General features: G+C 58.7%; 20 protein-coding genes. 14 read left to right on the forward strand and 6 right to left on the reverse strand.

The window, feature by feature from the left end; translation table 11 throughout:
* From mltG to ACN1C3_RS22855, 5 genes are read left to right on the forward strand one after another with little or no spacing between them, the layout of a single operon-like run.
* Positions 1-1,170, forward strand: coding sequence for an endolytic transglycosylase MltG (gene mltG / locus ACN1C3_RS22835; RefSeq protein WP_419118013.1), 1,170 nt, complete (start codon positions 1-3; stop codon positions 1,168-1,170).
* Between the two features lie 19 nt (positions 1,171-1,189).
* Positions 1,190-1,822 (forward strand): dTMP kinase, encoded by a 633-nt coding sequence (gene tmk, locus ACN1C3_RS22840; RefSeq protein WP_419118014.1) that lies wholly within the window; start codon positions 1,190-1,192, stop codon positions 1,820-1,822.
* Entirely contained in the window at positions 1,815-2,801 is a 987-nt protein-coding gene (locus tag ACN1C3_RS22845) for a DNA polymerase III subunit delta' (RefSeq protein ID WP_419118015.1), read from the forward strand. Before tmk ends, ACN1C3_RS22845 begins: the two co-directional genes overlap by 8 nt.
* Positions 2,802-2,843: 42 nt before the next feature.
* Positions 2,844-3,200, forward strand: coding sequence for a PilZ domain-containing protein (locus tag ACN1C3_RS22850; protein WP_419118016.1), 357 nt, complete (start codon positions 2,844-2,846; stop codon positions 3,198-3,200).
* Positions 3,201-3,212: 12 nt separating this feature from the next.
* Entirely contained in the window at positions 3,213-4,004 is a 792-nt protein-coding gene (locus ACN1C3_RS22855) for a TatD family hydrolase (RefSeq protein ID WP_419118017.1), read from the forward strand.
* Between the two features lie 280 nt (positions 4,005-4,284).
* Here ACN1C3_RS22855 and ACN1C3_RS22860 read toward each other — a convergent pair whose 3' ends face one another.
* Positions 4,285-5,418, reverse strand: a complete 1,134-nt coding sequence (locus tag ACN1C3_RS22860; protein WP_419118018.1) for an aminotransferase class V-fold PLP-dependent enzyme — start codon at positions 5,416-5,418, stop codon at positions 4,285-4,287.
* A 78-nt stretch (positions 5,419-5,496) separates the two neighbouring features.
* On the opposite strand from ACN1C3_RS22860, the gene ACN1C3_RS22865 reads away from it, so the two are divergent.
* The 8 genes from ACN1C3_RS22865 (at position 5,497) to ACN1C3_RS22900 (ending at position 13,070) form a co-directional block, all read left to right on the forward strand.
* Positions 5,497-6,135 carry a TetR/AcrR family transcriptional regulator gene (locus ACN1C3_RS22865; protein WP_419118019.1) on the forward strand — a complete coding sequence of 213 codons (639 nt, stop codon included), beginning with the start codon at positions 5,497-5,499 and terminating at the stop codon, positions 6,133-6,135.
* Positions 6,136-6,282: 147 nt separating this feature from the next.
* Positions 6,283-7,251, forward strand: a complete 969-nt coding sequence (locus tag ACN1C3_RS22870; RefSeq protein WP_419118020.1) for a GTP 3',8-cyclase MoaA — start codon at positions 6,283-6,285, stop codon at positions 7,249-7,251.
* 229 nt (positions 7,252-7,480) lie between these two features.
* A complete protein-coding gene (locus ACN1C3_RS22875) occupies positions 7,481-8,083 on the forward strand; it encodes a DUF4823 domain-containing protein (protein ID WP_419118021.1) in 603 nt (200 codons plus the stop codon).
* Positions 8,084-8,104: 21 nt separating this feature from the next.
* The gene (locus ACN1C3_RS22880; RefSeq protein ID WP_419118022.1) at positions 8,105-8,665 is read left to right on the forward strand and encodes a DUF1285 domain-containing protein; all 561 of its coding nucleotides are present in this window, start codon (positions 8,105-8,107) and stop codon (positions 8,663-8,665) included.
* A gap of 140 nt (positions 8,666-8,805) precedes the next feature.
* Positions 8,806-9,519 carry a GntR family transcriptional regulator gene (locus tag ACN1C3_RS22885; RefSeq protein WP_419118023.1) on the forward strand — a complete coding sequence of 238 codons (714 nt, stop codon included), beginning with the start codon at positions 8,806-8,808 and terminating at the stop codon, positions 9,517-9,519.
* A complete protein-coding gene (locus tag ACN1C3_RS22890; RefSeq protein ID WP_419118024.1) occupies positions 9,516-10,514 on the forward strand; it encodes an ADP-ribosylglycohydrolase family protein in 999 nt (332 codons plus the stop codon). Before ACN1C3_RS22885 ends, ACN1C3_RS22890 begins: the two co-directional genes overlap by 4 nt.
* A gap of 170 nt (positions 10,515-10,684) precedes the next feature.
* Positions 10,685-12,151, forward strand: a complete 1,467-nt coding sequence (locus tag ACN1C3_RS22895; protein WP_419118025.1) for a purine-cytosine permease family protein — start codon at positions 10,685-10,687, stop codon at positions 12,149-12,151.
* Positions 12,144-13,070, forward strand: coding sequence for a PfkB family carbohydrate kinase (locus tag ACN1C3_RS22900; protein ID WP_419118026.1), 927 nt, complete (start codon positions 12,144-12,146; stop codon positions 13,068-13,070). The genes ACN1C3_RS22895 and ACN1C3_RS22900 overlap by 8 nt, the downstream gene beginning before the upstream one ends.
* A 146-nt stretch (positions 13,071-13,216) precedes the next feature.
* Here ACN1C3_RS22900 and ACN1C3_RS22905 read toward each other — a convergent pair whose 3' ends face one another.
* From ACN1C3_RS22905 to ACN1C3_RS22915, 3 genes are all read right to left on the reverse strand, one after another.
* The gene (locus tag ACN1C3_RS22905; protein WP_419118027.1) at positions 13,217-13,597 is read right to left on the reverse strand and encodes a Rho termination factor N-terminal domain-containing protein; all 381 of its coding nucleotides are present in this window, start codon (positions 13,595-13,597) and stop codon (positions 13,217-13,219) included.
* An 85-nt stretch (positions 13,598-13,682) separates the two neighbouring features.
* On the reverse strand, positions 13,683-14,903 hold the full coding sequence (locus tag ACN1C3_RS22910) for an MFS transporter (RefSeq protein ID WP_419118028.1): 1,221 nt from the start codon (positions 14,901-14,903) through the stop codon (positions 13,683-13,685).
* Between the two features lie 119 nt (positions 14,904-15,022).
* Complete coding sequence (locus ACN1C3_RS22915) at positions 15,023-15,682, reverse strand: HD domain-containing protein (protein WP_419118029.1); 660 nt, start codon at positions 15,680-15,682, stop codon at positions 15,023-15,025.
* 144 nt (positions 15,683-15,826) lie between these two features.
* On the opposite strand from ACN1C3_RS22915, the gene ACN1C3_RS22920 reads away from it, so the two are divergent.
* The gene (locus ACN1C3_RS22920; RefSeq protein WP_419118030.1) at positions 15,827-16,306 is read left to right on the forward strand and encodes an N-acetyltransferase family protein; all 480 of its coding nucleotides are present in this window, start codon (positions 15,827-15,829) and stop codon (positions 16,304-16,306) included.
* Positions 16,307-16,361: 55 nt separating this feature from the next.
* On the opposite strand, the gene ACN1C3_RS22925 is transcribed toward ACN1C3_RS22920, so the two are convergent.
* The gene (locus tag ACN1C3_RS22925) at positions 16,362-17,441 is read right to left on the reverse strand and encodes a nucleoside hydrolase (protein WP_419118031.1); all 1,080 of its coding nucleotides are present in this window, start codon (positions 17,439-17,441) and stop codon (positions 16,362-16,364) included.
* Positions 17,442-17,661: 220 nt separating this feature from the next.
* Positions 17,662-18,984 (reverse strand): MFS transporter, encoded by a 1,323-nt coding sequence (locus ACN1C3_RS22930; protein ID WP_419118032.1) that lies wholly within the window; start codon positions 18,982-18,984, stop codon positions 17,662-17,664.
* Positions 18,985-19,166 lie beyond the last annotated feature (182 nt).

The following is a 19,166-nucleotide window of genomic DNA, read 5'->3' on the forward strand; positions in this document are numbered from 1 at the left end:
GTGAGACGTAAATTCTTGCTACTGCTGGAAACCGGATTGGTTCTGGCAGGACTGCTGCTGGGCGCTTCGGCCTGGAAGCTGAACTCGGCGCTGGAGCAGCCGCTCAACCTGACACAAGAAAAATTGCTTGATGTACCGCCTGGTTCCACACCGAGCGGAACCTTCAATCGCCTGCAGGCCGACGGTGTCCTGGAGGACGCCTTTTGGTTGCGTCTGTACTGGCGCTTGAATCTCGACGGACAGCCGCTACACGGCGGTGAGTACCGCATAACACCGGGCATGACTGCCCAGGGTTTGATCGGACTGTGGCAGCGTGGCGAAGTGGTGCAGTACAGCCTGACCTTGGTCGAGGGCTGGAATTTCCGTCAGGTACGTGCAGCCTTGGCCAAGCAAGAAAAACTTGAACAGACCCTTGCCGGCTTGAGCGATAGCGAAGTGATGGGCAAGCTCGGTCATGCCGGCGTGTTCCCGGAGGGGCGGTTCTTTCCAGATACCTACCGTTTTGTGCGAGGCATGACCGATGCGGATCTGCTGGAAAAAGCCTACCAGCGTCTGGATGATGTTCTCGCCAAAGAATGGAACAAGCGCTCGGCTGACGCACCGTACACCGAGCCCTATCAAGCGCTGATCATGGCTTCGCTGGTGGAGAAAGAAACCGGCGTACCGCAGGAGCGCGGGCAGATTGCCGGCGTCTTCGTGCGGCGCATGCAGATCGGCATGTTGCTGCAAACCGATCCTACAGTGATCTATGGATTGGGTGAGCGCTACAACGGTAAGTTGACCCGCGAAAATTTACGCGAAGCGACGCCTTACAACACCTACATGAACGCCGGGTTGCCACCGACGCCGATTGCGATGGTGGGGCGCGAAGCGATTCGTGCGGCGCTGAATCCGGTGCCGGGAAACAGTTTGTATTTCGTGGCCCGTGGTGACGGCAGCCATGTGTTCTCCGATGACCTGGATGCGCACAATAGTGCGGTGCGCGAGTTTCAGCTCAAGCGACGTGCGGACTATCGATCCAGCCCTGCGCCGATAACGGCGCCTCAGGCACCGGATGCTTTGAATCCAGCGCCTGAGGTGCCTGCTGATAGCGCTCCGCAGCCGGCTCCCGAAACGACTCTGGAGCAACAGGCCCCGGTCCCCGCGCCCGAGCCGCAAAGCCCGCAATGACTCTGATTAAGGACTGCCTGTGACTGGTCTGTTTATTACCCTGGAAGGCCCGGAAGGCGCTGGCAAAAGCACTAACCGCGAGTACCTGGCCGAGCGTCTGCGCGCCGCAGGTATCGAGGTGTTGCTGACCCGCGAACCGGGCGGCACACCGTTGGCCGAGCGGATTCGCGAAGTGTTGTTGACGCCTGGCGATGAAGTGATGAATGCCGACACCGAACTGCTGCTGGTTTTCGCTGCGCGTGCTCAGCATCTGGCCGAGGTGATTCGTCCGGCGCTAGCCAAAGGTGCGGTGGTGTTGTGTGATCGCTTTACCGATTCCACTTACGCCTATCAGGGTGGTGGTCGGGGTTTGTCGCTGGAGCGCATCGCAACCCTGGAAACCTTCGTTCAGGGTGATCTACGTCCGGATCTGACACTGGTGTTCGATCTGCCGGTCGAGGTCGGTCTGGCCCGTGCCAGTGCCCGCGGAAGGCTGGATCGTTTCGAGCTTGAAGGTCGAGTGTTCTTCGATGCGGTCCGCAGTGCTTACCTGAAGCGCGCCGAGGCTGATCCGAAGCGTTATCGCCTGGTGGATGCCGCGCAGCCGTTGGCGCAGGTTCAGCAGTCGCTGGATGCCCTGCTGCCACAATTGCTTGGACTTTACCGTGGCTGAGGCCTTCCCTTGGCAGGACAGCCTCTGGCAGCAACTGGCGGGGCGTGCACAGCATGCTCACGCCTACTTGCTGCATGGTCCGGTGGGCATCGGCAAGCGCGCGTTGGCGGAGCGCTTGATGGCTCGTTTGCTCTGTCAGAGGCCGGAAGGGCTGGACGCTTGCGGGCAATGCAAATCCTGCATGCTGCTCAAGGCGGGTAGCCATCCGGATAACTACGTGCTGGAGCCGGAAGAGGCGGACAAGGCGATCAAGGTCGACCAGGTTCGTGAGCTTGTCAGCTTTGTGGTGCAGACCGCCCAAATGGGCGGGCGCAAAGTCGTGCTGATCGAGCCTGCGGAGGCGATGAATAACAACGCCGCCAACGCCTTGCTGAAAAGCCTGGAAGAGCCTTCCGGCGATACGGTGTTGCTGTTGGTCAGCCATCAACCAAGCCGTTTGTTGCCGACCGTCAAGAGTCGCTGTGTGCAGCAGGCTTGTCCACTGCCGAGCGAAGCGATGAGCCTCGCGTGGCTGGCCAAGGCCTTGCCCGACTGCGCTGCAGAAGAGCGTGTTGAGCTACTGACGCTGGCTGCTGGTTCGCCGTTGGCCGCGGTCACCTTGCAGGCGCAGGGTGTGCGTGAGCAGCGCGCCCTGGTAGTCGATGGCGTGAAGAAATTGCTCAAGCAGCAGCAATCACCCACTCAGTTGGCTGAGGGCTGGAATGCGATTCCGCTATTGTTGCTGTTCGACTGGTTCTGCGACTGGTCGAGCCTGATCCTGCGTTATCAGCTGACTCAGGACGAGACGGGGCTGGGTTTGCCCGATATGCGCAAAGTCGTGCAATACCTGGCGCAGAAATCTTCTCAGGAGAAGGTCCTGAATATCCAGGACTGGATTCTCGCCCAGCGCCAGAAGGTGTTGAGCAAAGCCAACCTCAATCGCGTGCTGTTGCTTGAGGCGTTATTGGTGCAATGGGCAGGTTTGCCTACCCGGAATTGATCGCTCGGGCCTAGACTCGGGTATTCAGCAGCGGAGGTCCGTATGAACGATCTTGTCAATCCGGGGCCGCGCAACGGCATCTTGTCCCTGACCATCAAGGACAAGTCGGTGCTGTATGCGGCTTACATGCCCTTCATCAAAAACGGCGGTTTGTTTATCCCGACCAACAAAAGCTACAAGTTGGGCGATGAGGTTTTCATGCTGCTGAGCCTGATGGATGAGCCGGAAAAGATTCCGGTTGCCGGCAAAGTTACCTGGATTACCCCCAAGGGTGCGCAAGGCAACCGTGCGGCGGGCGTCGGCGTGCAGTTCAATGACGGCGACAATGCCGCTCGCAGTAGAATCGAAACCCATCTGGCCGGAGCACTGAAGTCCGACCGTCCCACTCATACGATGTAGTTGCAGCCTTTTATGCTCGTAGATTCCCATTGTCACCTTGATCGTCTCGACCTTGCCGAACATGCCGGCTCTCTCGATGCAGCCCTCGAAGCGGCTCGTCAGCGCGGTGTCGGACACTTTCTCTGTATTGGTGTAAGCGTCGAGAATGCGGCTGATGTCAAAGCGTTGGCCGAGCGCTATGCGGATGTCGACTGCTCGGTCGGCGTCCACCCGCTCGACGTGCAGCCCGGTGCGGCACCTGCATTGGATTGGCTGTTGCGCGAACTCAACCATCCGCGGGTTGTGGCCATTGGTGAAACCGGTCTGGATTATCACTACGAGCCGGAAGCGGCCGAGCTGCAGCAAGAATCCTTTCGCCTGCATCTGCAAGCTGCGCAGCAGACCGGCAAGCCGGTTATCGTCCATACCCGCGGCGCGCGAGCGGATACCTTGACACTGTTGCGCGAGGCGGCGTTGCCTCAGGCGGGCGTGCTGCACTGCTTCACCGAAGACTGGGAGATGGCCAAGGCCGCGCTGGATCTGGGTTTCTACATTTCCCTGTCCGGTATCGTCACATTCCGCAATGCCGATGCCTTGCGTGATGTCGCCAGGCAAGTGCCGGCTGATCGTCTACTGGTGGAAACCGACTCACCGTACCTGGCGCCGATCCCTCATCGGGGCAAGCCGAACCTGCCGCAGTACGTACGAGATGTTGCGGAGTTTTTGGCGATGTTGCGAGGTGAACCTTACGAGCGTTTCGCCGAACAGACGACGGAGAACTTCAAGCGGTTGTTCCCGTTGGCGCATGTCAAGGATTCGGTGTAGAGCCGGAAAAGATCGGCGGCCCGAACCTTCGGTAGCTCCTGCGGTGGTATGCGGGGCTGTCGAATTTTAGGCAAAAAAAACCCGGGTTCTGGGGGGGGAATCCGGGTTAAGACCATTAGGAGTAAAACAAAGGCACGCAATCCGTTGGTACCTTCATCGGCGCGCCACTTGGGGGAGATGTCACGCCGACAGTTCAAGTATTGATCACTATTGCGTTGAGTCCAGTCTGACCCCTCTGTTTTTTAAACAGATTTGGAATACGCGCGCTTCGGTTGAGTTCTCATCTTTTGGCAATAGTCGCCACAATTGCCAAAGTTTCGTCGATTACGCGCTTTTCTGTGTAGAAGTGCGGGGAAAAACGAATGCCAGGGCCGCGAGGAATGCACACAACTTGGTGCTGTTTGAGTTGCTCGTAAACCAACTGAGTATCGATACCATCGATACTAAACGAGAAAATCCCTCCCCTACGGGCGGGATTCAGCGGGCTGTGCAGCTGCACGCCAGGAATGTCGCTCAAGCCGTCCTGTAGCCATTGCACGCGCTCGGCGATCAACGCGGCTACCTGATCCATGCCGACTTCCTCCAGCAGCGACAAGCTGGCCTCCAGCGCCATGGCACCGAGCATGTTCGGGCTGCCACACTCGAAGCGGCGTGCACTTTTCGCAGGCTCCCATTCCGTACGATTGTAATCGCCCATGTGTTCGAGCATGTGCCAGCCAAACTCATGGAGCTTAAGCTGCTCGCGCAGCTCGCTGCGGCAGTAGAACACGCCCAGTCCTTCAGGCCCCAAGAGCCATTTGTGGCCGTCAGCCATGGCAAAGTCGCATTGATAAATCTGGACATCAAAAGGCAGCGCGCCCAATTGCTGGATGGCGTCGATGCAGAACAGCACGTTCTGTTGCTTGCAGCCGGCGCCGAGGCGCTGCAGGTCCAGGCGCAGGCCGCTGGCGAATTGAACCGCACTCACTGACATCAGGCGGGTGCGCGGACCGCAGGCGCTCAGCAGGGCGCCTTCGGGGTCATCGCCTTTGAGGCTGACCTGAACCACTTCCACGCCTTGCGGCGCCAGGGCTTCCCAGACGATACGGTTGGAAGGGAATTCTTCGTCACTAATGACAATCTGATCACCGCTCTGCCACTCCAGTCCGAAGGCGACAAATGACAGCGCTTCCGAAGTATTTTTGACCAGCGCCACGTCATCCGTCGACGGGGCGTTAAGCAGGCGCATCAAGCGTTCGCGCAGGCGTTGTTCGAGGGCCATCCAGTCCGAATAGTCCCGCGCACCCAGTAAAACGTTCTCCTGGGCGAAGCGGGCGACCGCTACGGCAGCGCGATTTGGCCAGGGTGCGACGGCCGCATGATTCAAATAACGCAGGCCCGGAGCCTGTACAAACTCATCAAGAAACGTAGACATGGTCGGATGATCCGTGCAATTTGGCGCAAGTTAGGCATAATACGCGGCTTCGATTTTGACCCCTACAGACCTTTTCTTATGCAGAAAGAACCTCGTAAGGTCCGTGAGTTTCGTCGCCGCGAGCAAGAAATTCTCGATACCGCGCTAAAGCTGTTCCTCGAACACGGTGAAGACAGCGTTACCGTCGAGATGATCGCTGATGCCGTGGGTATCGGCAAAGGGACCATCTACAAGCACTTCAAGTCCAAGGCGGAGATTTACCTGCGCCTGATGCTCGACTACGAGCGTGACCTGAATGAGCTGCTGCACTCTGCCGATGTCGACAAGGATAAGGAAGCCCTGTCCCGGGCCTACTTCGAATTCCGTATGCGCGATCCGCAGCGTTACCGGTTGTTCGACCGTCTGGAAGAGAAGGTGGTCAAGGGCAATCAAGTGCCGGAGATGGTCGAGGAACTGCACAAGATCCGCGCCTCGAACTTCGAACGTCTGACCCTGTTGATCAAGGGTCGCATCAGCGAAGGCAAGCTTGAAGATGTACCGCCTTACTTCCACTATTGCGCAGCCTGGGCGCTGGTGCATGGCGCTGTGGCGCTGTATCACTCGCCGTTTTGGAGCAATGTGCTGGAAGATCAGGAAGGATTCTTCCAGTTCCTGATGGACATCGGCGTGCGCATGGGCAACAAGCGCAAGCGCGATACCGATACCCCCGCCAGTTGAGTCATTCACATGCTTTATTGCGCCATGTTTCCCTATGTGGCGCAGTGTCCCCAGAAATACAGGAATATACTCAGGCATAGGACTTGCTAAAACTTGATTTCTGAGTCAAGTTTTGCAGGTCCGAATCTTCTTCCGCCGGAGTGATCCATGATCGTTGACCGTCAAGGCAGGCGTTTTCGCAATTTGCGGATCAGCCTGACTTCAGCCTGCAACTACGCATGTACCTACTGTGTGCCGAACGGCAAGCGGCTGGTCGCTGCGCAGGATGAGTTGTCGGCCGAGGCCATGGCTCGCGGCGTTGCTTATCTGATCGAAGCGGCCGGCATCGAGCGCCTGCGTATCACCGGCGGTGAGCCCTTGGTCAGCCCCAAGCTGGAAGCTTTCATGAGCGCGGTGGGGCAGATGGGCCTGGCAGATATCAGCCTGACCACCAATGGCCAGCTCTTGACGCGCAAACTGCCATTGCTGGTGGATGCTGGCATTCGCCGGATCAACGTTTCCCTCGATACCCTTGACCCTGGCGCCTTCCGCAGCATTGCCCGTGGTGGCGATCTGGCGACCGTGCTTGACGGGATGGATCAGGCCAAAGCTGCTGGCATGAAGATCAAGGTCAATATGGTGCCGTTGCGCGGGCAGAACCTGGATCAGGTGATGCCGTTGCTCGATTACTGCCTTGAGCGCGGCTATGAACTGCGCTTTATCGAATTGATGCGTATGGGCCATTTGGCCAGCGATTCGAATGCGTTCTTGCAGCAGTTCGTCAGCCTTCAGCAGCTGTTGAGTCTGATCGGCGATCGCTATGAATATCTTCAGGCCGATGCACCGGTGGATGCCACGGCGGTGCGTTATGAAATTCCGGGTTCGGGATTCTTTGGCGTGATTGCCAATGAAAGTGTGCCGTTCTGTCGGACCTGTTCACGGCTGCGATTGTCCTCCACCGGATGGCTGCATGGCTGCCTGTCGTCGAGCAATCGGCACTATGTCGGCGACCTGCTGGACAAGCCGCGCCACGAGGCTTTGCCGGCCTTGCAACGCCTGCTGGTGAAAGCCTTGGGCGACAAGCAGGAAGTGGCATTTTCCGGCGGTGCGACCATCATGAAAATCATCGGCGGCTGAACGCAGCTCTTGTAGCAGCTGCCGAAGGCTGCGTTCGAGGGGGTACCCCTCGCAAAACCAAGCAACCTCAATCCATCAAGAAGACCGTGTCCTCAGGTTTCACGACTGCTTCGCAGTCGGACGCAGCCTGGCGGCAGCTGCTACGGGATGTGCGCAACCTTGAGGTGGCGCGGAAGCTGCATCTTGCCAGGATTCGCCGGTTTTCCGTCACCGGCCTCTGGAGGGTAGGATGCGTAGCCTGGTTTTGCTGCTGGCCATTTTGGCGCTTGGTGGCTGCATGAATGTCAGCGATCTGGGCGAGGGCGCTCGCTATCATATGAGCGATGCAGGCTTGCTTGATCACAGCGATACCCACCGTTCTAACTCGTTTCGCATACAACCCGACTCATTCATCTACATTGCTCAAGGCGCCTTCGCTCCGCCGGGCAGTGCCTATCCACGACCTAACGTGGTCGCCGAAGAGGCCTTCAACGGTTTTGTCGAATACTTCCCCATGGTCCGTCGCGCCCGGACGCCTGAGGGGCTGGAAGAAGCGATGACCGAGGCCCGCGCGGCCGGTGCGCATTACTTGCTCTACAGCCGCTTCGCCAAGGCTGACGACCGGATCGGCAACACCGATGAATGGGCCGATCAGGAAGCCGTGGATCGCATGGGGATCGACAGTGGCGTGATTCAGCTCATGCTGATCGAGACCAGCACCCAGTATTTGATCGATACTGCACGTATTCACAGTCGTGGCGGTTTACTGACGTTCCACGACAACAAGCCAGAAGACTTGCTGGGTCCGCCGCTGGAGCAATACGCTCGCAGTCTGTTGGGCTTGAGCGACTAAGCAATACACAAGGAGAACAACATGAGTGGTCCGCAAAAAGCTAACGATCTGCTGGGGCAAATCCCCAAATCCAAAGGCTTGCCGCCGGTCCACTTGTGGAATCCCGACTTCTGCGGCGATATCGATATGCGGATCGCGCGTGACGGGACCTGGTATTACCTCGGTACGCCCATCGGGCGCAAACCGATGGTTAAGCTGTTCTCCACCATCATGCGCCGCGATGGCGATGACTATTTCCTGATCACCCCGGTGGAAAAGGTTGGCATCAAGGTCGACGATGCGCCTTTTGTCGCCGTCAGTCTTGAGGTCGAAGGCGAGGGTGAAGCTCAGGTGCTGCGTTTCACCACCAACGTTGAAGAGCAGGCCGAAGCCGGCCTTGAGCACGCGTTACGGGTGGTGATCGATCCCGACACTCAAGAGCCTGCGCCCTACGTGCATGTGCGGACCAATCTCGAAGCCTTGATCCATCGCAATGTGTTTTACCAACTGGTGGAATTGGCGGTGACACGGGAAATCGACGGGCAGCGCTGGTTGGGTGTCTGGAGTGGCGGCGAGTTCTTCACTATCGGGCTTGAGCCTTAAATCGATCGGCCGCTCCTACAAGGGTGTGACCGTTTGGATACGGTGCTCTATTCCAGCAACTGGTCGGATTTCACGACCGTTGACATCCTGCTGAAATAATTCGCTTGCTACGGCCGAACCGTTTCAGCTTCAATTTGTACATGACTAGACATGTTCGATTTGACAAGAAACAACGGGTGGTCAATGAGTTTATTCGGCGCATCGAAAGCGGCCTCATGGAGGACGGCCTTCTGCTGCCGGGTGAACATCAGTTGGCTGAAGAATTTGGCGTGAGCCGCGGGACATTGCGCGAGGCGTTGGCCGAGCTGAAGCGGCGTCACTACATCGCCACGCAGAGTGGTGTCGGTTCCATCGTGACCTACGACGGCGTCGTGCTCGATCAACGCAGTGGCTGGGCGCAAGCACTGGCGGATACCGGGGCGCTGATCAACACCGAGGTGTTGCGGCTGGAAGCGGTGCAGCGGGCGGATCTCTTGAGCCGTTTCGGCACGGATCAGTTCATCCTTCTGGAGCGTCGCCGACGCGGTAACGACGGTACGCTGGTGTCCCTCGAACGCTCACTCATGCCGGCCACCGGTGGCCTGGAAAGCCTGCCGCGTGTGGGTCTGATCGATGACTCCCTGACCATCACCCTGGCCGCTTACGGCTATATCGGCGAACACGGCGATCAATGGATCGGTGCCGAGCCGCTGAACGAGGAAGATGCCCGGTTGCTCGGGCGCCCGGTCGGCACGGTGTTTCTCAAAGCCTTGCGCACCACCTATGACCGCCGTGAGCGTTTTATGGAACAAGTAGAAAGCTTGCTCGATCCTGTGCACTTTCGCCTGCACCTGCAATTCGGCGCGCAGAAATGAGCGCGCTCGATCGCGCCTCGGGCGCTTTTTACGGTTTGGCGCTGGGCGATGCCCTTGGTATGCCGACCCAGTCCTTGAGTCGCGCGCAGATCAAGCAGCGCTTCGGCGCGATCACCGCTCTGGAGGACGCTGGCGCCGATCAACCAATCGCCCCGAACATGCCCAAAGGCTCGATCACCGATGACACGGAACAGGCGATTCTGGTCGGTCATCTATTGATTGACGGCAACGGTCAGATCGAACCGTCCGTGTTGGCGCAACGCTTGATCGAATGGGAGGCGGTGATGCAGGCCAAAGGTTCGCAAGACCTTTTAGGGCCTTCGACCAAACGCGCCATTGAAATGATTCTCGCCGGGCACTCACCTGAAGAAGCCGGGCGCTACGGCACCACCAACGGCGCAGCAATGCGCATTACCCCGGTCGGGATTGCGGTGGATGTCGCTAATCCTGAGTGCTTCATCAAGGCGGTGGTACAAGCCTGCCAAGTCACCCATAACACCACGCTGGGGATCTCCAGTGCGGCGGCGGTAGCGGCAGTAGTGTCGGCCGGGATCAATGGGATGGACCTGGGCGAGGCATTGCACCTGGGCATGCAGATGGCTCAGCAGGCTGAGGGTCACGGCCATTGGGTCGCCGGCGGGCGTATTGCATCGCGCATCAGCTGGGCGCGGACCATCAGTGTCGACAGCGACAAAGCGATGTTGGCCGATCTGCTCTACGACGTGATCGGCACCTCCGTGGCCTCGCAAGAGTCGGTGGTGGTGTCCTTCGCGTTGGCGCAACAAGTGGCCGTCGGCGAAATGGGCGCTTTCGAAGCGTTGTGCATGGCAGCGAGCCTGGGGGGCGACACCGATACCATCGCCGCGATGCTGGGGGCGATGCTGGGTGCTTGTCTGGGCATGCAGAGTTGGCCAGTGGAGTTGATCGAGCAGATCAAGAAGGTCAACAACCTGGAGCTGGAGCCGTTGGTTCAGGGGCTGATGGCCTTGCGTTAACCCTGTGGCGAAGCGAACGCTGAGACCCTGTGATTGCACACAGTCTGGATGCCCTGCGCGCCTGAAAAATCATCGCAACGGAACGCAGGAACACGGCCAGGGATGCCGGGATGTTATGTCTACTTCCGAAATTGCCGACAACCACAATAATGGCAGCAGGAGTACCTTTCATGAGTTCATCGAACGTCGGGCAAAGTGCCGGACAACTGGAAACCCGTGGCATCGAGCCGGTTCCGGAAGGGGAGTGCAACGGTCATCCGCTGCAATTGTTCTGGGTCTGGTTCGCCGCCAATATCAGCATCCTCGGCTTGCCGCTGGGGGCGACGCTGGTGGCCTTTCGTGGTTTGGCCATCTGGCAGGCGATCATCGTTGCGATTCTCGGCGCGGCTGGCTCGTTTGCGGTGGTCGGGATCATCTCGATTGCCGGTCGTCGTGGCCGCGCACCGAGCCTGACGTTGTCCCGAGCGATCTTTGGCGTGCGCGGCAATATCGGCCCCACCCTGGTCTCGCTGATGTCCCGGCTGGGCTGGGAAACCGTCAACACCACCACGGCTGCATTCGTGTTGCTGTCGTTGTGCTCGATCCTCTTCAGCTCGCCGGTAGAAGCCAAGAGTGCGCCGCTGCTGACCTTGCTGTTCATCGGTATCTTCGTTCTGCTGACCCTCGCGGTTTCCGGCCTCGGTCACGCGACATTGCTGGTGATTCAGAAGTGGGCCACCTATGTGTTCGGTGCTCTTAACCTGCTGGTCGGTGGCTTTCTGTGTGCCACCATCGATTGGGCTGCAGTGTTCAACACCACGCCGGCACCACTGAGTGCAATGATCATCGGCGTCGGCACCATGGCCGCCGGCACCGGGATCGGTTGGGCCAACGCTGGCGCGGACATGTCGCGCTACCAGCACCGCAGCGTCAAGGCTGTACGCCTGGTCGCTTCGGCGGCGTTTGGGGCCGGTATTCCATTGGTGTTGCTGATCACTCTCGGCGGCCTGCTGTCGGTGGGCAATAACGACCTGGCGTCTGCCACAGACCCGATCATTGCGATCCGCGACATGCTGCCAACCTGGATGGCTGTGCCCTACTTGATCACCGCATTCGGCGGGTTGCTGCTGTCGAACAACCTCTCGGTGTACTCGGCGGGCCTGACCACCTTGACCCTCGGCCTGAAGGTCAAGCGCGTGCATGCGGTAATCGTAGACATCGTGGCAATCTTCGCCGGGTCGATTTACTTCATGCTGATCGCCGACAGTTTCTATGGCCCGTTCATCACCTTTATCTCGTTGCTGGCAGTGCCGATTACGGCGTGGGTCGGGATCTTCGTGGTCGACCTGATTCACCGTCACCACTACAGCGCCAAGGACCTGCTGGATGTCAGCCCGACCAGCGCTTGTTGGTATCGCGGCGGCGTCGAATGGCGCGCCTTCGGTGCCTGGGCAGTGGCGATCGTGCTCGGTTTCAGCTTCACCACCATTGGCACCACGGTGGAAAATATCTGGTTTGCCGGCCCATTGTCCGATTCCTGGCTTGGGCATAATGGCCTGGGCTGGATCGTGACCTTCATTGTGGCCGGTGGTCTTTATGCTGTGCTCGGCGGTGCGAAGGATCGTCGCGGCGCTTTTGTCGAGAACGCACATGCCTAGATTGCTGCACACCGGCCAAGTGATGGTCGACCTGGTGATGTCCGTGGACACACTGCCGAACTCCGGCGGCGACGTGCTGGCGCAATCCGCCAGCTTCGAGGCGGGTGGCGGTTTCAACGTGATGGCTGCTGCTCAGCGCAACGGTTTGCCGGTGGTCTATCTAGGGCGTCACGGCAAGGGTCGCTTCGGCGATCTGGCCCGTGAGGCGATGACGGCTGAAGGTATTCAAATCGGTATCGCCAGCAGCGCCGAACAAGACACGGGCCTGTGTGTCGCGCTGACCGAAGCCACGGCGGAGCGCACGTTTATTTCTTACATCGGTGCTGAAGGTGAGTTGTCGAAAGAGGATTTGGCGAGCATTGCCGTGCAAGCCGACGACTATGTCTACGTCAGCGGTTACAGCTTGCTCCATGGTGGCAAGGCGCAAGCCTTGCTCGATTGGGTGCTGGCACTGCCCCGTGAAATCAAGGTGGTATTCGACCCGGGTCCGCTGGTGGATTCGCCGGATTCCAAATTGATGGCGGCGCTGCTGCCACGGATCGATATCTGGACCAGCAACAGCGTTGAAGCCCTGCGCTTTACCGGGGCCGAGCAGATTGCCGACGCGCTGGTTCAGCTCGGCGAGTACCTGTCGGCCGACGCGCTGATGGTGGTCCGCGATGGGCCGCAAGGTTGTTGGGTTTGTCAGCAGCAACACTGCCTGCATGTTCCTGGATTCAAGGTTGTGGCCGTGGACAGCAACGGCGCCGGTGACGCTCATGCCGGGGTTTTCATGGCCGGATTGGCGAGCGGATTGACTGCGACTCAAGCAGCGCGCCGTGCCAATGCCGCTGCGGCACTGGCAGTGACGCGATGGGGGCCTGCGACCTCGCCAGGCACTGCTGAGGTCGATGGGTTTATTTTGGCTGATGTGGTTTGACGTCATAGCTTCATTGCTTGATCAATCATATTCGCGAGCAAGCCCGCAGATCTGCGTCGGCCGCGAATTTTGTAGCTGAACACGGTCCAATGTGGGAGCGGGCTTGCTCGCGATGAGGCCCTTGAGATCGAAGTAGATCTCGAGAGTCATCCGGCTTTTTTCAGCGCTTCAATCAATTCTTGCTTACGCATAGTCGAACGCCCGGGGATGTTCTTTGCTCGGGCCTCTTTCATCAGGCTGTCCCTGGTTTGCGTGCCCAGAGACGCCGAGCTGTTGCGTGAATGCCCTTTTCGGCTGGCCACTGCGCGCTTGGCTGATGCCTTACGGTCAGCCGCTTTTTCGCTCGCCGGCTTACGCTGTCCGGAGCCGCCGGCACGTTCGCCACCGCCCGATTGTTTGTTCACTGTCGCCCAGGCACGCGCTTCGGCCTCGTCTTTCGAGATGCCTTTGTCTTCGTAGCTGGCTTCGATATGGGCGGCTTTGCGTTTCTGTTCCGCCGTGTATTTGGCTTTGCTTCCACGTGGCATGGGATGACTCCTTCTGACGCTTGGAGTGGTTACCTGATATTTGGCTGCCCCTGTTTCGATTGGTGCCTGAAGATCGACAAACGGTTCAGGCGTTCTGCAGCGCTTTTTCGACCGTCATCGAGCGCCAGATCAACCGGCCTACAGTGATCAGCCAATTCATCACTGCGACTGCCAGCACGCTGAGCAGCAGAGCGGGCATGCCCTGTTCGACAATGATTTTGCCGGCCAGTAAAGGAAAGCCAAACACGCCTATGAAGTAGGCAAGACTGAACAGCAGGAGTGATTGTGACGTGGTGCCGGCCGGTGCTTCATTGGCGGCGAGACCATTGATCACGGAATAGGTCAGCCCATAACCGACCCCGAGAATCACCGCCGCCAGCACATAGCTGTAGCTGTCATCGACCAGGAACCGGAACATCAGGATCGACACCACCATCAGCCCGGTGAGTAGGCAGGACATCCCATAGGCGTCGCGTTTGACCACGATGCTGGCGATCAGCAATCGGCTGGTGATCGCCGCGCTCATGAAGCCTAAAAAGAACAGCGAGTAATCCAGCGAGCGCGAGGCGGCAAAACTGGTCTGGAAACTCGACAGGCCGCCAAACACGCACCCGCCCAGACCCACCATGATGATCGCAAACACGGCTTTGGAAGAAAGCACCTGAGCTGCCGCGGACCAGGAAATCTTCGACACAGCAGCGGTTCCCAACAGATTGGGCCGCTGTTTCAGCACCCTTCCTAAACGCCAGAACATCAGTACACCCACCAGGCTCGCCAGCGCGGCGATGTAGAAAGCCGCTGTGACGGAATACCCCAACAGGCTGGCCGCACGGCCCAACAGCGGACCGGAACCAATGCCGGTCATCATGCTGCCAGACAGCAGCGCGAAGTATTTGGCGCGTTGTGTGGGCTCGACCAGCATCGCCACAATGATCGGCCCCAAGGTGTAAAACACGCCCCAGCCGAGGCCTAGCATTAGCCCGAAAAACAGTAAGGCGCTGCCGAAACCGGGTGTCAGCGCAAAGCCCAGGCTGGCCACCACCAGCAAACAGCCGAACAGCGCAATCGAACGCGCGGCCCCCAACACATCCGATAAATGCCCGGAAAGGATCACCGCCACGAAGGTGCTGAGCATCGCGATCGAGATCACGCTACCGGCGTCATGCTCGTTGCCGCCGCGCGAACTGATCAGCAGTGACAGCAGAAAGGTCGAACCGTAGGACAGTGAAAGCAGATAACTGGCAACGCAGAACAGCCCGAACAGCTTCCCCGAAACGATGGTGTCCTGCCGAGTATCGTTCTGCATGAAAGCGTCCTTTGCCTGTTGGAGTTATGAGCCGCTTTTTTATCATGGGGGGAGCAGGCATTTGTTGTGCAGTTGCAGATTCCAGGGTTAGTCATTAGCGGAGTAAAGGTAGTGGCTTATTACTGCGAGGGCAGGCCGATCTCCTCCATGAACTCCTCCATGAATCGCTTCAACCGTTCATGACGAATCTGCGCCAACCGGCTGCCAGTCGGGGTTTGGAAGCCTGCGGCCAGATGCAGCAACTTGGTCTGGAAGTGATCGAGCGTGAAACGCTTATCGTCGTAATCGCGGGCCTTCGCTTCGGGATCCAGCGGGTCGTAAAGCGCGCTGCCCATCCTCCCGGAGACATAGAACGTGCGCGCCACACCGAGCATTCCAAGGGAGTCCAGGCGGTCGGCGTCCTGCAGGATTTTTGCTTCAAGCGTCGTCGGCGTAATACCCGCCGAGAAGCTGTGGGTCTCGATGGCATGGGCGACTGCGGCGACTTTATCCACAGGCCAACTCATGCCAGCCAACACCTGCGAGGCTTTCTGTGCCGCCAGTCGTGATGCCTGTGATCTCAACGGCGAGTTCTTTTCCACCGCCACGCAATCATGCAAAAGCACCGCCGCCAGCAGCACCTCGAGATCGCCGCGTTCCTCTTTATGGATGACACGAGCGTTGTTCCAGACCCGATGCAGGTGCGAAAGATCGTGGGCGCCATCTTCGGACGGCTCAAGAGCATGGGGCAGGAGTGTTGCGGCTAGGGTTTGAAGTGGAGCGAAAGCGGCAATGGTCATTGGAATCCTCATTGTGAAGGGATAAGACAATCATGCGTCGAGCACAGGTAATCTGATGACCATAAACCAGTTTTTCATTTGAAATGTGACGAGCGCTCAGAGTCGACTTAGTATGGCTTTTTCACTTCCTGACAAGGCCAGTCCATGACCATCGATATCCGCCCAGCCGTGCCGAGCGATGCCCCGCAAATCCTCGCGTTCATTACCGAACTGGCGGACTACGAGCGCGCCAGGCACGAAGTCATCGCCAGCGTCGCCGACATCGAACGCAGCCTGTTCAGCGAAGGTGCGACGGCCCATGGCCTGATTTGCCTGCGGGATGGGCAGCCGATCGGCTTCGCGGTGTTTTTCTTCAGCTACTCGACCTGGCTGGGGAGCAATTGCCTCTACCTCGAAGACCTCTACATCAACCCTGAACAACGCGGCGGCGGCGCCGGGAAAAAACTCCTGCGCCATCTCGCGCAAATCGCCTGCGCCAACGACTGCGGACGCTTCGAATGGAGCGTACTGGACTGGAACGAGCCGGCGATTGCGTTTTACAAGTCGATCGGCGCACAGCCTCAGGATGAGTGGGTGCGCTATCGCATGGAAGGGGAGGTGTTGAGAGGGTTTGCGCAGGGTTGATGGTCAACCAGTCCCCTCGTCTTTTGGGGAGGAGGGGCTTATTGACGTCAGATCCTCAAGGTTGTTTGACCGGCGCCGGCAAGGTCACCAATGCTACATAGTCATCCCAGAACGCCTTCTGATCGATGGCGAACACCACTTTGGCTTTTTGCGTGCCCACCGGCGGGTTTTTCTTGTAGCCCAACGCGCGGCCATAATCCGGGCCGAACTGGGCATCGACGTCGACCCACATATCGCGGGACTCGGTGACCATGTGTGGTGTGACCAAAAACAGCGCGGGCAGGCTGTCCCAGGTGAAGCTGTGATAGCCCGGGTCCTTGCTGAACAGGGGGCCGAACTCGTGTTTGTACAGGTCCGGGATCACCCCTTTGTTCGCGACGATACGCTGGTAGACCGAGGCGTCGAAGGTGACTTTTTCGCAGACATCGTTCGGGAATATCACGTGTTCGATGGGCGAACGCAGGACGATTTTCGCTGCCTCTGGGTCGAACCACCAGTTGAATTCAGCGGCTGGGGTGGTGTTTCCCGGAATCTCGATAGCGCCGCCCATATACACGATGCGTTTGATCAGCGGCACGATGTCCGGCGCCTGGCGGATGGCCAGTGCCAGGTTGGTCAGCGGGCCGACCGCCAGCAGGGTCACTTCATGGGGATTGGCGCGCACGCTGTCGATGATGAACTGCGGTGCGGTTTCCTTGCGTAATTGGGTGTGAGTTGCCAGGCCATCGGGCGGAGCGACCAATTGCGCGGCGGAGGTCGGGCGCGGATTTTTGAACGCCCCCGGCCAGCCGGCGCCGAAGAACGCTTGCTCCTGTGGATAAGTGGCGAAGTCATGCAGCAGTGGATAGGCCGCACCGGAATACACACCGATTTCCTTTTCCAGACCCATGCGCTCGACGGCTTTGAGAGCATCGACTTGCTCTTGATCGACCCAGGCATTGCCGCTGACCAGGGTCATGCCCAGCAGGTCAATACGTTTCTGCGCATGCAGTTGGGCGAGCATGATGAAGGCCTGACCGTCATCGTTGAGCACATTGAAGTCGGTGTCGAAGATAACTTTTTCCGCCGCTTGCAGCGACCCGGCGCAGAGGCCGACGGCGACAAACAGCGCACAGCGTTTGATGAAACGTTGCATGGGGTATTTACCTGGCAGTTGTTGTTTTTGGCAATTGGGTAGCATGCCTGCCTATCTGTCGACGCACGATCCCTGTAGCAGCTGCCGAAGGCTGCGTCCGGCTGCGCAGCAGTCGTAAAACCTGACATCGCGGTTTAACAGTTAAATCGCGATGTCCGGTTTTGCGAGGACTGCGTCCTCGAACGCAGGCTCCGCCAGCTGCTACAGGGATACGCGGTGATTATCGGTTCACCAGTTTTGCCGGCAATGCGATCACCAGAAAGCTGCTGAGAATCAAGCACCCGGCGAAGAACCACAGCGCTCCGGCGCTGCTGCCGGTGACGTCGATGGCCACACCCATCAGCGAGTTGCTGACCAGGCCGGCGATGTTCGCCAGTGAGCAAGCGAGGGCGAAACCGGTCGCAGCAGCAGTGCCTTTGAGGAAGGTTGCCGGCAGGCTGAAGAACACCGGTACGGCGCCAATGATCGCCGCCGAGGCAATGGCGAACAGCGCAACGGTCGCCACCACGTTGTGGGTGAAGAAGGTGCTGCTAGCCATGGCCGCGGCGCCGATCAGAAATGGCACGATGATGTGCCAGCGACGTTCCCGGTGTTTGTCGGAGCTGGCGCCGATCAGCAGCATGCCCAGCAGTGCGGCGATGCTTGGCAAGGCGGTCAAAATACCGATATGGAAGGTGTCGATGATCCCTGCATTGCGGATGAAGGTTGGCATCCAGAAGCCCATAGCATAGGCGCTGAGCAGGATCGAGAAGTCGATACCACCGAGCATCCAGACTTTCAGGTTGAAGAAACCATCGCGAAAGCTGTGTTTGCTGCCTGTGCTGCCGGCCTCATCGGCGCGCAATTCATTTTCCAGCAAAGCCTTTTCTTCGTCGTTCAGCCATTTGGCCTGCTGAAAACTGTTGGGTAAGGCCCAGAAGGTCAGGATACCGAGCAAGACACTGGGCACCGCTTCGATCAGGAACAGCCATTGCCAGCCGCGCAGGCCACCCAGGTTATCGAAATGACCCATGACCCAGCCCGACAGCGGGCCGCCGATCACACTGGACAGCGGCAGACCGATCATGAACAAGGCGATGATTCGCCCGCGTCGATAGGTCGGAAACCAGGTGGTCAGGTAGTACAAAACCCCCGGCAGAAAACCCGCTTCGGCGGCGCCCAGCAGAAAGCGCAGGATGTAGAACTGGGTAGTGGAGGTCACGAGCATGGTGCAGGCCGAAAGCAGGCCCCAGGTGATCATGATCCGCGCGATCCAGATTTTCGCACCGACTTTTTCCAGCACCAAATTGCTGGGTACTTCAAACAGGATGTAACCGACAAAGAACAGCCCGGCGCCAAGACCGAACGCGGTTTCGCTGAAGTGCAGTTGATCGAGCATCTGCAGTTTGGCGAAGCCGATATTGATCCGGTCGAGGTAGGCGGCCAGGTAGCAGAAACACAGGAAGGGAATCAGCTTCCAGGTGATCTTGTGGTAGAGCGCTTGAATCGGGTTGGCGACGGTGGTCGCGGTTGTTGCATTTGTATTTGCATTCGCAATGGGCATGGCTTGTGTCTCCTGGCGGTGACTTATGGTTTTTATACAGCCGCTTTTTCCAGCGCTCTGGGAGCGCCGGGGCGGCTTCCAAAGGCAGTGTCAGAAGACTGGGCACGCTCGTTTTATGACGAGCTGTGCTCAGTTTTTTTACGCAGGGTCGTGGTCAAAATATCGATAACACCTGACTCAAA

It is taken from the genome of Pseudomonas sp. H11T01 (genome assembly GCF_048515765.1).
GTDB lineage: Bacteria > Pseudomonadota > Gammaproteobacteria > Pseudomonadales > Pseudomonadaceae > Aquipseudomonas.